This window comes from Pseudomonas sp. MWU12-2319, from assembly GCF_023242525.1.
Lineage (GTDB): Bacteria > Pseudomonadota > Gammaproteobacteria > Pseudomonadales > Pseudomonadaceae > Aquipseudomonas > Aquipseudomonas gingeri_D.
The window spans coordinates 464,678-479,316 of sequence record NZ_JALJES010000002.1; the positions used below are offsets into that span (position 1 = coordinate 464,678).

At 60.8% G+C, this 14,639-nt stretch carries 15 protein-coding genes and 2 pseudogenes; 5 read left to right on the forward strand and 12 right to left on the reverse strand.

From position 1 onward, the window contains the following. The first annotated feature begins 250 nt into the window (after positions 1 to 250). Positions 251 to 886 carry a lytic polysaccharide monooxygenase auxiliary activity family 9 protein gene (locus tag M5C01_RS04810; protein ID WP_152737470.1) on the forward strand — a complete coding sequence of 212 codons (636 nt, stop codon included), beginning with the start codon at positions 251 to 253 and terminating at the stop codon, positions 884 to 886. Positions 887 to 992: 106 nt separating this feature from the next. After that, a pseudogene (locus M5C01_RS04815) lies at positions 993 to 1,937 on the forward strand (chitinase); the annotation flags it as partial. A 101-nt stretch (positions 1,938 to 2,038) separates the two neighbouring features. Here the strand turns inward: M5C01_RS04815 and M5C01_RS04820 are convergent. From M5C01_RS04820 to M5C01_RS04840, 5 genes are all read right to left on the reverse strand, one after another. After that, complete coding sequence (locus M5C01_RS04820; RefSeq protein ID WP_152737471.1) at positions 2,039 to 2,251, reverse strand: YXWGXW repeat-containing protein; 213 nt, start codon at positions 2,249 to 2,251, stop codon at positions 2,039 to 2,041. Positions 2,252 to 2,337: 86 nt separating this feature from the next. After that, on the reverse strand, positions 2,338 to 2,817 hold the full coding sequence (locus M5C01_RS04825) for a periplasmic heavy metal sensor (RefSeq protein WP_152737472.1): 480 nt from the start codon (positions 2,815 to 2,817) through the stop codon (positions 2,338 to 2,340). Next, entirely contained in the window at positions 2,814 to 3,248 is a 435-nt protein-coding gene (locus M5C01_RS04830; RefSeq protein ID WP_152737588.1) for a hypothetical protein, read from the reverse strand. Before M5C01_RS04830 ends, M5C01_RS04825 begins: the two co-directional genes overlap by 4 nt. Further along, complete coding sequence (locus tag M5C01_RS04835) at positions 3,248 to 3,826, reverse strand: RNA polymerase sigma factor (RefSeq protein ID WP_152737473.1); 579 nt, start codon at positions 3,824 to 3,826, stop codon at positions 3,248 to 3,250. Before M5C01_RS04835 ends, M5C01_RS04830 begins: the two co-directional genes overlap by 1 nt. 77 nt (positions 3,827 to 3,903) lie before the next feature. After that, positions 3,904 to 4,227: a YXWGXW repeat-containing protein gene (locus M5C01_RS04840; protein WP_103494972.1), complete on the reverse strand. Its 324-nt coding sequence runs from the start codon at positions 4,225 to 4,227 to the stop codon at positions 3,904 to 3,906. A 724-nt stretch (positions 4,228 to 4,951) separates the two neighbouring features. Here M5C01_RS04840 and M5C01_RS04845 point away from each other — a divergent pair. Further along, positions 4,952 to 5,824 (forward strand): undecaprenyl-diphosphate phosphatase, encoded by an 873-nt coding sequence (locus tag M5C01_RS04845; RefSeq protein ID WP_152737474.1) that lies wholly within the window; start codon positions 4,952 to 4,954, stop codon positions 5,822 to 5,824. Positions 5,825 to 5,851: 27 nt separating this feature from the next. On the opposite strand, the gene M5C01_RS04850 is transcribed toward M5C01_RS04845, so the two are convergent. The 6 genes and pseudogenes from M5C01_RS04850 to M5C01_RS04875 form a co-directional block, all read right to left on the reverse strand. Continuing rightward, a complete protein-coding gene (locus M5C01_RS04850) occupies positions 5,852 to 7,048 on the reverse strand; it encodes a DUF2252 family protein (RefSeq protein ID WP_152737475.1) in 1,197 nt (398 codons plus the stop codon). Positions 7,049 to 7,382: 334 nt separating this feature from the next. After that, a complete protein-coding gene (locus M5C01_RS04855; RefSeq protein ID WP_152737589.1) occupies positions 7,383 to 7,955 on the reverse strand; it encodes a GNAT family protein in 573 nt (190 codons plus the stop codon). A 126-nt stretch (positions 7,956 to 8,081) separates the two neighbouring features. Next, entirely contained in the window at positions 8,082 to 8,561 is a 480-nt protein-coding gene (locus M5C01_RS04860) for a YbaK/prolyl-tRNA synthetase associated domain-containing protein (protein WP_152737476.1), read from the reverse strand. A 24-nt stretch (positions 8,562 to 8,585) separates the two neighbouring features. Next, on the reverse strand, positions 8,586 to 9,350 hold the full coding sequence (locus M5C01_RS04865) for a TSUP family transporter (RefSeq protein ID WP_103494969.1): 765 nt from the start codon (positions 9,348 to 9,350) through the stop codon (positions 8,586 to 8,588). A 4-nt stretch (positions 9,351 to 9,354) separates the two neighbouring features. Continuing rightward, positions 9,355 to 9,867 carry a hypothetical protein gene (locus tag M5C01_RS04870; protein ID WP_152737477.1) on the reverse strand — a complete coding sequence of 171 codons (513 nt, stop codon included), beginning with the start codon at positions 9,865 to 9,867 and terminating at the stop codon, positions 9,355 to 9,357. A gap of 262 nt (positions 9,868 to 10,129) precedes the next feature. Next, positions 10,130 to 10,993 (reverse strand): annotated as a pseudogene (locus tag M5C01_RS04875) (class I adenylate-forming enzyme family protein); the annotation flags it as partial. A 380-nt stretch (positions 10,994 to 11,373) separates the two neighbouring features. Here M5C01_RS04875 and M5C01_RS04880 point away from each other — a divergent pair. Beyond that, complete coding sequence (locus M5C01_RS04880; protein ID WP_152737480.1) at positions 11,374 to 12,303, forward strand: LysR family transcriptional regulator; 930 nt, start codon at positions 11,374 to 11,376, stop codon at positions 12,301 to 12,303. 21 nt (positions 12,304 to 12,324) lie between these two features. Here the strand turns inward: M5C01_RS04880 and M5C01_RS04885 are convergent, their stop codons facing one another. Further along, complete coding sequence (locus M5C01_RS04885) at positions 12,325 to 13,230, reverse strand: LysR family transcriptional regulator (RefSeq protein ID WP_152737481.1); 906 nt, start codon at positions 13,228 to 13,230, stop codon at positions 12,325 to 12,327. A gap of 114 nt (positions 13,231 to 13,344) precedes the next feature. Here M5C01_RS04885 and M5C01_RS04890 point away from each other — a divergent pair, with 114 nt between their 5' ends. After that, the gene (locus M5C01_RS04890) at positions 13,345 to 14,637 is read left to right on the forward strand and encodes a citrate:proton symporter (protein WP_152737482.1); all 1,293 of its coding nucleotides are present in this window, start codon (positions 13,345 to 13,347) and stop codon (positions 14,635 to 14,637) included. The last annotated feature ends 2 nt before the right edge of the window (positions 14,638 to 14,639 follow it).

A 14,639-nucleotide genomic window follows, 5' to 3' on the forward strand; every position in this document is an offset into this window, starting at 1 on the left:
TTTTGGGGTAAATTTTTTATGAACGGCATGACTGGAATTTATCGGGGTTTATTACGAATAGAGCCTGTAATCCATTCGCTGTGTTGTGCGTAAGTCTTGTCGTTTATTTTTTAAAATTTCAGAATATTCAGAGGGTTGTGAATTTAAGGTTAAGTTCAGTGTTTCGACCTTGGATGGACATTCTTGTTGTTTGAGCTAGGTTGAAAGTTCTCCCTGAGTTGGAGAGATTTCTTTCAAAGGAGTGAGAAAAATGAACAAGCCTTTATCTAAACCCGAACTTAAACATGGCCGTGTCGTTTCGCCGTCCAGCCGTGGATCGGTGGCCGTGGAACTGGGGTTGCTCGGTACCTGGCAGGTCAATGAAATGGAAGGCGGGAAGAATTTTCCGGCGCTCACCGCCGGGCCTTTCCCCCAGCCGTTTGAAACCGATGACCAGAGCGTCGCCCCACCCGCTGACGGTTACATCCTCAGTGGCGGGAAAAATGATGCCCGTGACTGCATCAACTTCACCGACGAGGAATTGAGCAAGAAGCTCAATCGCCCTTATGCCTGGCCACTGCTGAACGTCAACCCTGGGCAGGCCTTCCATGTGCAGTGGGAATACACCGCCGCCCACGTCACCCGGGGCTATCGCTGGTTTATCACCAAGGACGGCTGGGACCCGAAACAACGCATCAGCCGTGCACAACTGGAAGCCAAGCCGTTTTACGAGGATTTCTACACCCAGGTACCGTACTACCAGCACAGCGATGAGTTGAAGGCCAAGGTGGAGCACGAGGTGAAACTGCCGGCGGGCAAGAAAGGCCGGCATGTCATCGTCCTGCTGTGGATCGTCGCCAATACCGGCAACGCCTTTTATCAGGCATTTGACATGGATTTCAACTGAGCTTGCCGCTGGGCAATCGATCTCATGTAAATTTCTAAAGGACTGGAATGTGACCACAATCGACTTTTCACTGCTCAAATCCAAGGCCAGCGATGCGGCGTCGGCGATGCCGAGCCTTGCCGGCAAGAAAATCCTCATGGGCTTCTGGCACAACTGGGCCGCGGGGCCGAACGATGGCTACCAGGGCGGCAAGTTCGCCAACCTGGCGCTGACGGATGTGCCCATGGAGTACAACGTGGTGGCCGTGGCCTTTATGAAAGGCAACGGCATCCCGACGTTCAAGCCGTATAACCTGCCTGACGCGGAGTTCCGCCGCCAGGTCGGTGTCCTCAACGGTCAGGGCCGTGCCGTGCTGATTTCACTGGGCGGCGCCGATGCCCATATCGAGCTGCACAAGGGCTCCGAGCAGCCACTGGCCAATGAAATCATCCGCCTGGTGGAAACCTATGGTTTCGATGGGCTGGATATCGACCTGGAACAGAGTGCCATCGACTATGCCGACAACAAGGCGGTGTTGCCCGCGGCCCTGAAGCTGGTGCGCAACCACTACAAGGCCGAGGGCAAGCACTTCATTATCAGCATGGCCCCCGAGTTCCCCTATCTCACCACCAACGGCAAGTACATCGATTACATCACCGCCCTCGACGGCTACTACGACTTTATCGCGCCGCAGTATTACAACCAGGGCGGCGACGGCGTCTGGGTGCCGGAAGCCAACGGTGGCAGCGGGGCCTGGATCGCGCAGAACAACGATGCGATGAAGGAGGATTTCCTCTACTACCTGACCGATAGCCTGGTCACGGGAACTCGGGGCTTTACCAAGATTGCGCCGGACAAGTTCGTCATTGGCTTGCCGACCAATAACGATGCGGCTGCCACGGGTTATGTGATCGATCCGGCGGCGGTGGTCAATGCGTTCAAGCGACTGGATGCCGCCGGCCATTCGATCAAGGGGCTGATGACCTGGTCCATCAACTGGGACCAGGGGCTCAGCCGGCAGCAGGTGCCTTACAACTGGGAATTCCGCAATCGCTACGCGCCGCTGATTCATGGCGCGCTGGCGGCGGCTGAAGTGCCAGCGGGCAAGCGGCAGGCCTAAGCAGAAAAACGAAACCCGGCGCTTGCGCCGGGTTTTGTCTTATCGCTGTTCCACTACTGGTAGCGCCAATGCCCAGGCACCCAGAGCCACTGATTATGGCCCCAGCGATAATGTCCGGCGACCCAGTGGTAACCGGGTCCGGGCATGACCGGTACGACTTCGACAATGGGCGGTGGTCGACGCGGATGCACCGGCTCGACAATACAGCCAGCCAGTGACGCGGCCATCAGGGTGGCAATCAGCGCGGTCTTGAATATTCGCAGCATTGCGTGACTCCTTGCAGAGCATTTGTCGTTGCCTGGTGGGCGGGCTTGTAAGGGTTAAACGTCACAACAGGGAAAATCCGTCGCCCTCACAGCTTTTTTTGCATCGACTTGCCTTTGGCCTGCGTACGGAAATACAGGGAGTCGACCAGTTTGCGACGTTCCTCCTGGGGCAGGGTCTCGGCGAATTCCGCCAGGGTGTTGTCCACCAGCGCCCTGAGCGCGACATCCGCCTCACGGGCCTTGCCCAGATCCGTCAGCAAGGTCGGCCGATCCAGTGTCGGCGCCTCAAGCTGCTTGATCACATCCTGACGGGCCTGGCGGCCTGCCATGATCAGCGGCTGGCTGTCGGCTCGATTGCGGCGTAGCAATTGGCGCAACTCATGCTGTCGCGCCTCGGGCAACTGCACCATGGCCTGGCGCAAGCCGTGCTGGTTGACGGCGGCCATGGCCGGTTTCGCATTGATCAACCAGTGGTAGACGCCACCACCAATGCCACAGATCAGGAAGACATTGAGCATCAACGACATCAGGAGGAAGTTCTTGATGGTCTTGGACGGTTGACTCATTGCTCGCTTTCCTCGGCGTTTACGGTGAAGACGATATCGGCATCGCCCTGGTCGAAGACGCTCGGCAGCGCTTCGGATGCAGTGGACAATGGCAGGCTCAGCGAGACCACCAGGATGCCGGTGGCAATCCCCGCCAGGCCCACGCCGACGAAGCTGACACTGGACAGCCAGTCGGCATAACGGCTCCAGAACGACACCGGCTTGGTCATGACTGCTGAAGCGGCGATACGCCGGGCCAGGGCCTGGTCTGGAGGCGCCAGTTGATAGCTGTCGAGCAGGCTGTCGAGTTGCCGGGCCTGTTGCAGCACCTGGAGCAACGCGGCATCGCCACGCTCAAGCAACCCCAGGGCGGCGCCGCGTTCGGCGGCCGGCCAGCGTTGCAGGTCAGCGCCGTAGGCGTCGGCCAGGTAAGCAAATCGTTCGGGCGTCATCATCTTCCCCTTCCTAGGCTATCTGGGCCGTGCGTTTCGGCGAGGTAGCTGCGCAGGTTGCGCCTGGCCCGCGAGAGCAGGCTTTCCAGTGCATCGACGCTGATATTCATCAGCGCCGCCGCTTCGATGTTCGACAGCTCCTGGTAGTACTGCAACACGATGGCTTCGCGCTGACGATCAGGCAACGCGGCCAGGGCCGCGGCCATCTGTTCACTGCGCGCCGTCGCCTCCAGCTGTTCATCGGGGCGGGGCGCGCTGTCGACCAACTCAATGCCGGGCTCGTCGTCCTCCAGCGGGCGCTCCTTGCGCTTGCGCAGGCGGTCGTGACAGAGGTTCAGCACCACCCGGTGCAGCCAGGTGTCGAAACGCGCCTCGCCACTGCGCCAGTTCGCCGCCTGTCTCCAGATGCGCAGAAAGCTTTCTTGCGCCACATCCTTGGCCTCATCGGCATCGCCCAGTATCCGGCTGGCGAGGGCGAGCAAACGGGGCAGCTTGCGCGACACCATCTCGTTGACGGCGGCCGGCTCCTTGTTGCCAATACGGGCCAGCAGCTCAACGTCCGGATCAATCTCTTTCAATCGGGCAAGTCTCGGTCCGGTGATGGGTTCGGGTATGACAAGGCCGGACGGCGCAGTAGCGTCGTCCGGCCCGCAGGTCAGCGGATCCAGTGTCCTTCGACCCAGCGCCAGTTAGGTCCACGGGGTTCCCAGTGGCCCGGTTCCCAGCGCGCATTGCGCATCACGGGCTGCCAGTGGCCAGGGAACCAGACGTAACCCCGACCTTCCCAGCGCCAGTGCCCACGGTCCCAGACGTAGCCGGGGCGCCCCATGGGCTCGGCCTCGACACGCATCGGTGGTGGCGCTTCACGAATGATGACTTCGGTCTGAGCAAAGCTCGGCGTACTGGTCAGCGCGGCGAACGCCAGCGGGATCAGCAGGAGGGCATGGCGCAATTTGGCCAGGGGTCGTGTAGGTTTCATGACAACTCCTTCAGGCTGCGTACGAAAGTGAACGCTGCTGATGAGTTGAACGATAGGTGCCGGGAAAATCCGTCGCGAGAAAAAATCATTTTTTTATCGATACATTCCGAGGGGGGGCGAGGGCAGTATTGCGTAGGGAAGGCGGGCACTTGATGAAATTGTTCGAGGGCAGCGACGGATTGGTCGTCGTCATCACGTTCAACCGGTAACCGTAGTAATCGGCAGGTGCCTTGGCCCTGTGGGTTGAGCGGCTTTACCTATTGAACCTCCTGAGGAAACCACCATGTCACGTCGCCTTTCACTGTTGGGTGCAGCTGTGTTGCTGCTGAGTCTGAGCGGTTGTGTGATCTTGCCGGGTCATCGGGATCATTGCTGCTGGCGGTACGGGTATGTGGCGCCGGTCACCGCGCCCACGGCGGCGACCGTTTAAGCAGCGGCGCCTCGAACACACCACAGACCCCGTAGGAGCCGGCTTGCCGGCGATTCAGGTGACGCGGTTTGACCGGAGACCGCGTCAATACCATCGCCAGCAAGCTGGCTCCTACGGGGTGCTTTGTTGGCTTGTCATAAAATGAAGTAATTCCCAGCTTGTGTTTTAGGTTTTGCTGAGACTGGAAAATCATAAAAAACAGGGCCATCATTCCCGCAGCTGTCTAAGCTTCACAGGTCTGCGCCGCGCTTCTTGGAGAGCGGTGGGAAATTAGCCTTATTCCGGGAAATTATTTTGTCTAACGTCTGCTCCAGCGGCCTCGATATTGGCTTCGCTTCGCTGAATTATCTGCAAATCGGCATCCTGGGTATCATCCAGGGCATCACGGAATTGCTCCCTATCTCCTCCACGGCGCATATGCGCATCGTGCCGGCGGTGCTGGGTTGGCAGGATCCGGGCTCGGCTTTTTCGGCCGCGATGCAATTGGCCGCGCTGGCGGCAGTGGTCAGTTATTTCTGGCGTGATGTGCGCGATGTGGTCGGTGGCAGTATCGGCGCCGTGCGCCAGGGCGACTACAACAGCCCGTGGTTCAAGCTGGCGGTGGCGATCATCCTGGCGACCATCCCCATCGGGATCGCCGGCCTGGCCTTGTCGTCGACACTCAATGCCTGCGACTCGCCCCTGCGCGGGCTGACAGTGATCGGTATTTCCTGCCTGGTGATGGCGGTGTTGATGGCGGTGTCCGAGTTCAGTGCCCGCCATCAGCGGGTGGTGGGCCAGATGCGCCTGCGCGATGCGCTGATCGTCGGTATCGCCCAGGTCGGCGCGCTGATCCCGGGTGTTTCCCGTTCCGGCTCGACACTGACCGCGGCCCTGTTCCTCAACTTCAAGCGTGAAGAGGCCGCGCGGTTCTCCTTCCTGCTGGGCTTGCCGGCGATTGCGCTGGCCGGGCTCAAGGAGTTGCTGACGTTGCACCATGCGCAGATCCCGGCGGAGGCTTGGAGCCATCTGCTGTTCGGCTTGGTGGTCGCCAGCGTCTCGGCGTTCTGCGCGATCTGGGGCCTGATGCGCTTCCTGGAACGCTTCTCCACCTGGCCGTTCGTGATCTATCGCGCGGCGCTGGGGATTTTCCTCCTCGTCGGCGTCAGCACCGGCTTTCTGTCGTAATCGACCCTCCCGAGCGTGGCCTGCGGGCTACGCTTTTTTTGCCGTCGCCAGCGCATAGCGTCGGCAATGCTCCAGATACCCTTGCTCATGGCTGCCCACCAGTTGTACGACGCTGGTCCATAACCAGGAGGGCGCATCGAGGGTTTTCGAGCGATTGAGTTGCAGCTCCGCCCGCCAGCTTTTGCGCGTCGCCTCATCCATCTGCCGGGCATGGGCGATACCGATCACCCGGGCCAGATAACCCGCCGCGTGCATGGCGTCGGTTTCATTGAGGGTGTCCAGTTCCAGCTTGAGGTCCTGGGGCAGCAGCTCACGAATGAACATCCCATGGTCGAGAAAGCGCGTGGCGATCATCCGCTCGCCCAGACCGGGTGAAAGGTGGCGTGCTCCCTCGACCACCCGCCGCGCATTGTCCCGTGGCATCTGCACGTGGGCACCACGGGGGGCCGCGGCCGCAACGGCTTCCTTGACGTCGATCAGGCAATAATCCTGCTCGTCATGCCCGCCGACACCCAGCAGCACGGCGTAGCGCAGCAGCCCCAGCGAACTGCAACCCTTGACCCAATAGGCACAGTCGAGCAGTTCGACACTGGCATCATTGGGACGCCCCTTGAGCGAGGTCACCAGCGTCTGGATCTCTTCGCCGGCACACAAGGCCTCGATCTCGGCTTTTTCGTTGCGGGACATCGGCCAGAAATGCCGGCCCATCGGCAGCGTCAGTTTGGTGTTCTCCATGCGCTCACGGGCCAGGTTTTTCCAGGTGCGCTTGACCGCGTCCCGCAGGCCGGCCTTGACCTGTGACGGGCGTTCGGGCGTATGGTCGGTCTCGTCCAGCAGGGCCTGTTCGTAGCCCACCATCATTTCCTCGAGCATGCGCGCGGTGGTCACGCCGGGCAGGTCCGAACCGCGCGCGGCGGTCGCCAGGGACAGGGCCAGGCGCACCAGGTCGTGGGCGGGATTGCCGATCACCGTCTGGTCCAGGTCGCGGATATGGATATCGATACCACCACGACGGTCACCCGTGGGGCCCAGGTTGCCGGCGTGGCAATCGCCGCAGATCCACACGTTGGGGCCATGGGGCAAGCGTCTGCCGCGCTGGCTGTGCAACCACTCATAGAACTGGACCGTACTGCCACGGACATAGGCGTGGGCCGAACGGGCCATTTTTTCGTTACGCAGGTTGGAGAGCAGGGTGGTGCGGTCGGCAGGGCGAGGTGGTTTCAAGGGCGGGCTCTTCGTGCTGGTGAGAAGGCGATACTCATTTCGTATAAAGCCTAGACCGCTGCCTTGAGGTGTTCGATCCCTGTCCCGATGATTTTCCTCGTTTTTCAGGCAAAAAAAGGCCCGCAAAGAGCGCGGGCCAATAAGAGGTTTCACCAAAGAAGCAGGTAGAAATATAAACAGCCCGGGCCTTGTTCACAGTGAAAGAAGTTTTATTCGTTAAAGAATAAAATCTAATATTTTCAATGGTTTGTATGTGAATAACGGGCTGTTTTTTCGGCCGCCCCTGAAAATTTTTTCATTATCGTCCCGGGCTCCGTGGAAGGCCGCGAAAGGGCTATCGATGCAGGTTTTTTTCCAGCCCCAGGCGAACATCGGGCCACTCTTCGTCAATGATGCTAAAGCGTACGGAATTGCGCTTGCGTCCGTCCGGCATGATCCGTTCATTACGTACGATGCCTTCCTGCTTGGCGCCCAGGCGCAGGATTGCCGCGCGGGATTTTTCGTTGATCTCGTCGGTGGTGAACTGCACGCGCACGCAATCGAGCACCTCGAAGGCGTGGCGCAGCATCAGGTACTTGGCCTCGGTATTGACGAAGCTTCTCTGCCAGCGGGTCGAGATCCAGGAACTGCCGATTTCCAGCTTGCGGTACTGGCGATCGATCTTCCAGAAGCGCGTCGAGCCGATCACTTCGCCGGTGGCCTTGATCACGATGACAAAGGGCATCACGGTCCCGGCTTCCCGCCCCGTGAGGGCTTTGTGCAGGTAGGACCCGACGGTGTCAGGCCCTGGTATGACGGTAAAGGGCAGGTTCCACAGTTCGCCGTCCCGGGCGGCCGCCACCAGGGCGTCGGCGTCGTCGGCCTGGAGTGGGCGCAGCAGCAAGCGCTCGCCTTCAAGGGATTGCAGCAATTGCAGGTTTTTCACGGGGCAGGCGCTCGCGGTGCGGGTTTCAGCGAGCATTACAAGGTAGCCGGGATCGGGTTTGCAAGGGCCATTGCGGGTTAAAACGGGCAGACCAATGCCGCCGTGGGCTCAGGCCTGACTCACGTCGAGCAACTGCGGCTGGGCAATCGCCAGGTAGTCCTGCGTATCGAGCACCATCGAGGCATCCAGGCGGCCGGCATTAAAGGCGATCTCGCCGTAGCGGGTGGTCAGGGCCGGATCGACGATCAATTGAATCCGCTCATCGAAGACGAAAGGCGGAATGGCACCGATCCGGCAGCCGGTCAGTTCCATGGCGGTTTCGGCTTTCACCAGTTCAGCTTTTTTTCCGCCCAGGGCCGCCCCGACTTTCTTCATATCGAGCTTCTGGTCCCCCGGCAATATCACCAGGGCATAGGGCTCGGCCTGGCCCTTGAGCGAGCAGAGCATGGCCTTGGCACCCTGGCCCGGCTCGGTGCCACGGATTTCGGCGACCCGCGCCGACTGGCCCTCGGCATCGTGCATCAACACCCGGTAGGAGGCGGCGCGGGCATCGAGTAGCGCCACCAGGCGATCGAACATCGGATACATGGAGTTTTCCTCGGGTTTACAGGATCAGGTTTGCAGAATCAGGTCGTAGGACAGTTTGCTGATCAGGATCACCAGCAACACCAGGAACAGCGCCCGGACAAAGGGTACGCCTTTATGCACCGCCAGCCAGGTGCCGGTCAGCGCACCGAGGATGTTGAAGACGGCCATGGGGATGGCGATCAGGTAGAGCACGTTGCCGGTTGGAATGAAGAAGATCAGCGCCGCGACGTTGGTCGCGATGTTCACCACCTTGGCCGACGCCGAGGCTTGCAGGAAGTCGAAGGCGAAGCAGCGGATAAACAGGAAGATCAGGAAACTACCGGTCCCGGGGCCGAACAATCCGTCGTAGAAGCCAATGGCCCCGCCGATTACGATCGCCAGCAGTTTTTCCTTGGTGCCGATGTGCATGGGTTTGTGCAGGGCGCCGAAGTCCTTCTTCCAGAAGGTGTAGATCGCCATCAGCACGATCAGCACCAGCACCGTCGGACGGATCACCGACTGGGGCACGGAGGAGACTGTGGCTGCACCAAAGAAGGCCATGGCAAAAGCCGCGCACGCGGCGGGGACCACCAGCCTCCAGTCGATCACCACCTTGCGTACGAAGGACCGGGCCGCGAATACGGTACCGCAGGCGGCCGCGAACTTGTTGGTGCCCAGCAACGCCACCGGTTGTGTCGTGGGCAGCACGTTGAACAACGCGGGTACCTGGATCAGTCCGCCGCCGCCCACCGCCGCATCGATCAGGCCGGCGGCGAAGGCGAATACACAAAGGATGACAATATCGACCATGGAATCAGGCTCTGATGATGAAAGGTTGGTGAGGGACCAGCGGCACCTCGTGTATCGGGTCGTTGACCTTATAGATGCGGAGCTTCCAGCGGTCGTGGTAATCGTAGCGGAGGGGAAGTCGTCCCGGGTATTCAGGGCCTGCTGGTTCTTGAAGATCAGCATGTCCCCCGGTGGCTGCAGAATCGGGTGAATGACATCGGGATGGTTGGCGGCGGCAAATAGTGGCAGGACAAACTGCGTGTGGTCGCAGGTCGTGGCGACACCGGCCTTGTTGCAGCCGGCAATACAGGATAATGCTGACGTTTCTGTACATCAGGGGAACGTTTTCCAGCACATTACCCTGTGTACCGACGGAGGTCGGTCGGCGGATGGCGAAGCGGCGGGGCGACAATTCTTCTTCGAAGGAGGCCGGCAGCACGGAGAGCGGCGCCCCGGTCATAACCGCCAGGTGCTCGATTTCCGGCACCAAGTCGTAGGTTTTGGCTGGCAGTTGTCGAGCCCTGAAGATCATCGCCACTTCAGGGGCCCTGCCATTACTATCTTGTTCAGCGTTGACACGTCCTTTTGCTGATATTTGCCTGCATTTCCGTGCGGGCTTCTCAATATGAGAGGTGCCAATATACTTAAGCGCCTCTCCACAGGCTATTTAAAAATGGTTGCTGGCGACTTTCTTCGGCTTCCATACGGCTCCTGCAACTGCGTGCTGTGGCTGGCGTGGCTATCCGTGAAAACGCTCTTCAGGGGGAGGAGGGATCATTTGCGCTCGCCTTCAACCACGGGTACAGCGCCTTCGCCTCCATCCAGTCCGACAGGTAGATGGGCGCGCCGTCATAGACGATTGTCTTGATACCCTCACCACCATGACCCAACTGGCGGGCCCGTTCGACGATCTGCTTGAACATGGTGGGTGTCACGAACAAAATGATATGCCCCAGCCTGCCCGCCAGCTCAAACAACTCTTCGGCCTGGAAACCACGGGACTCGGGAACGACATGGCGGGCGGCCCGGCGCACATGGATCAAATGGTAAAGGCCGGCGCAGTGAGACATCGGCGCGGCATACACCACCGCATCATCGGCACCGACCGGATCGGTATCGGCCGGATAGCGCAGTGACATGGCCGTCAGGTCGCCATGACTGAGCCTCACACCCTTGGCGTCGTCGCCGGTGCCGCAGGAGTAGAACAACCAGGCCAGGTCATCGGCCTGGCGCGGACAAGGCCTGTCAGGGGGCGCCGTGGTCGAAGCGAGCGCCCCCATGTCTTCTCGATCCAACTCTTGACACCCCAGGGGCAGTCTCTCGGGCGCGAACACTTGGCCGCCATCGGTGAAAATCAGCCGGGCATCGGTGTTACCGACAATCCAGCTGGCCTCGACGGGATGCAGCTTGCAGTTGATCGGCACCGCTACCGCCCCGGCCCACCAGATGGCGTAGAGCAGCTCGAGGTATTCGCAACAGTTCTCCATGAACAACGCGATACGGTCGCCGGGGACAATGCCGTGCTCGTCCATCAGGTACGCCGCGCGATACCGGACCAGGGCGGCAAAGGCACCATAGTTGGCAACTTGCCGCTGCCCTTCGAACAAGGCCGGCCGTTCCGGGCAACGTTGGCCGGCGGCGTCCAGCCAGTTGGCGATATTCATGCTCGGCTCCTGCGTGCCTGAAGGACCGAGGCGTAGTTGGCGATCGCCATCCCGCCCATGTTGAACGCCAGGCCGAACTCGGGATTCCCAGGCTGGTGGGCTCGCGGGTCAGGCGCAGCGACGGCGCGACAAGCGGGTTGTTCGAGTGATACATGAGTCTGCGTTATCTCAAGACGGGTCGAAGTGACTGAGTTTTTCCCCAGCCATGCACGAATTTCTTCACTGATCAGGGCAGCAGATTCCCTGACTGTTTCATTCAGCCTTGACATGTCCGTATGCTCCTTTTTTACCTGCATCCCTATGGGGAGAGTGGGAAGGCTAACGGAAGGGCTTTTTTTGTGTTGCAATACCATATTGTGAAAAGTGCAATGAGGTGAGGAATGGCCCTAGACATGTTGGGGGAGCTGGAAGCCTTCGCGACGGTGGCGCGCAAACGTAGCTTCGTCGCTGCGGCCCGTGTCCTGGGACGCTCTCCCAGCTCTTTGACCCGTGCTGTGCAGGCACTGGAGGAAAGTGCCGGGGTCAAGCTGTTCAATCGTTCGTCGAATGCGGTGAGCCTGACCGAAGCGGGTGAACACTTCTTGCCCCACGCTTATAAAATGCTGGATCTGCAACGTGAGGCGGATGAAGACCTGGCCGGTCTCAGCGGCCTGGCCCACGGCTGGATTCGCTTTTCCGCCCCCGAGTTTCTCGGGCACGGGGTTTTGCCCAAGCTGATCGCGCAGTACTGTGAGCGTTATCCGAACGTGAACGTCGATGTGATTTTCACCGATGAGACCATCGACCCGGCCAAGAGCAAGCTGGACTTCTCGATTCGCGGCGCGTTTCCGCAATCCAGTGACCTGATCGGCTTTCCGCTGTGGAGTTATTCACGTTACCTGTACGCCAACCCCAGGTATCTGGAGCGACGCGGGATACCGGATTCCATCGAGGCGCTGGAGGCGCACTCGCTGATCCTGCATACGGCGCCACGGATCCTCAAGGAGTGGAATTTTCGCAATGAGCAACAGGCCATCAGCTTTCGGGTGCATCCGCAGTTTCGTTTCAGCTCCGGTGCGGCGGTGTTCCACGCGGCCCTGGCGGGGGTCGGCATTGCCCGCCTGGCGGACTGGTTGGCGGAGCCGGAAGTGGAGGCGGGGCGCCTGGTTCGGGTCTGCCCCGAATACAAGCTCACCTCCAGCGGTGGCGAGAGCCCGCAGATGCACGCGGTGTATCCGGCGGGGAGTCTGCCGCTACGGGTGAAGTCGCTGCTGGAGGTGATTCGCGGCTTTGGCGAAAGCCTGGATCGCAAGCATTCACTGACGTTCTAGCACGAGGGTTGCTTGAATTATTCAGGGGTTCTCAAGAGACCGGGCCGGGTCCAAACCTTCCCGAATCAAGGCGACGAAGCGCGTCGCGGCGGGTGACAGGGGCTGGCCGCTGCGGCTGATCAGGCCGATCTCGCGGCTGACGCCGGGGTGTTCCACGGGGCGTTTTTGCAGGCCGCTGAGGCCGTCATCCGCCGATTCCGGCAACAGCGCCATGCCCAACCCCTGGCGCACCAACGCCAGGACCGTGGACATGTAGTTGGCTTCCAGCCCCGGGACCAGTGTCAAACCTTGTTCGTCGAACAGTTGCTCGACCCGTTCGCGCACGCTGCTGTCGCGTCCGGTGAGGATCATCGGCTGGCCGCTCAAGTCCGGCAGACTGACGCTTGTCTTGCGCGCCAGCAGGTGTTCGTCGGGCAGGAACAGGCACAAGCGATCGACCATGACCACTTCGAAGTCCAGGCCATGATTGAGCCGGGCCCGTACGCCCAGTCCGAAGTCCACTTCGTTCTCCCGTACCAGGCTGTCGATACGCTGGGCGACCACGTCCCGCAGGCGGATTTCGATACCGGGATAAGCCTGGCGAAACTGTTTGAGCAGCGGCGGCAGGGCGCCCGAGCAGATCGACGGCAAGGCGGCCAGGGTCACCACGCCCCGTTGCAGGCTGGCCAGGTCGCGGGAGCCACTGACGATATTGTCCAAATCCAGCAGCAGTTTCTCCATGGGGCCACGGGCCTGCTGGCCGGCGCCGGTCAGGCTGACCTGGCGCGGGCTGCGTTCCAGCAGGGTGACGCCGAGCCACTCTTCCAACTGCTGGACCTGCACCGTCAGCGCCGAGGGCGACAGGTGCAGCAAGGTGGCGGCGCGGGCGAAGCTACCGGTCTGGGCGACCGTCAGAAAGGCGCGGATATGCTGGACGGCGTTTTTCATTCTGTTTTTCCGAATGCATGGCGGTGAACATTCCAATTTACAAAGCTTAACCGCGTTCCAATACTCTGGGGAAAACAATAACTGTCCGCCCTTGAGCGGCCCCGGAGTCTTCCCATGCTCGCCACGTTGGGTGTCATCACCATCGTCTGTCTGCTTGCGGCTGTCATGAGCAAGCGTCTCTCGCCCCTGGTCGCGCTGATTGCCTTGCCGATCATTGCCGCGCTGCTCGGTGGTTTCGGTCTGCAAACCAGTGCCTTTATCGTTACCGGCATCAAGAACGTCGCCCCGGTGGTGGGCATGTTCGTGTTCGCCATCCTGTTTTTCGGGGTGATGACGGATGCCGGCATGCTCGACCCGATCATCGATCGCATCCTGCGCACGGTGGGCACGCGGCCCACGCGGATTGTCATGGGCACCGCCTTGCTGGCATTGCTGGTGCACCTGGACGGTTCCGGGGCGGTGACCTTTCTGGTGACCATCCCGGCGATGTTGCCGCTCTATACGCGATTGGGCATTGACCGACGGATCCTGGCCTGTGTCGCGGCGATGGCCGCCGGGGTGAATTTCCTGCCCTGGACCGGCCCGGTGCTGCGTTCGTCGGCAGCCTTGCACGTGCCGGTGGCGGACCTGTTCCAGCCGTTGATTCCGGTGCAGATCGTCGGTCTGCTGTTTGTCTTCGCCTGTGCCTGGTGGTTGGGCCGGCGTGAAGAACGACGTCTGGGTCTGGGCGCGGGTCTGGCCACGGGCAGCGTGCCGAGCCGGGTGATCAGTGCGGATGAAGAAACCCTACGGCGTCCACGCCTGTTCTGGGCCAACCTGTTGCTGACGGTGCTGGTGATGGCGGTGATGATCGCCGGTTGGGTCGACCCGGTGGTGATGTTCATGCTCGGCACCGTGGTTGCGTTGTGCCTCAACTATCCGAATGTCGACGCCCAGCGTGCTCGCATCGACGCCCATGCCAAGACCGCCCTGACCATGGCCAGCATCCTCCTGGCGGCTGGGGTCTTTACCGGCATCATGCAGGGCACCGGCATGCTCAAGGCCATGGCCGAAGTGGCGGTGGCGCAGATCCCGGCCGGCCACGGCAAGCTGATTCCGGCAGTGGTGGGTTTCCTGTCGATGCCGCTGAGTCTGTTGTTCGATCCGGACTCCTTTTATTTCGGCGTGATGCCGGTGATCGCCGAGGTCGGCAAGGCCTTGGGTGTAGAACCGTTGCAGGTGGCCCAGGCGTCCTTGCTGGGGGTGCATACCACCGGTTTTCCGGTCAGCCCGCTGACCCCCGCGACCTTTCTGCTGGTGGGGTTGTGCAAGATCGAACTGGCCGATCACCAGCGTTTCACCATTCCTTTCCTGCTCGCCGCCTCGGTGTTGATGACCCTGACGGCGTTGCTTCTGGGCATCTTTTGATA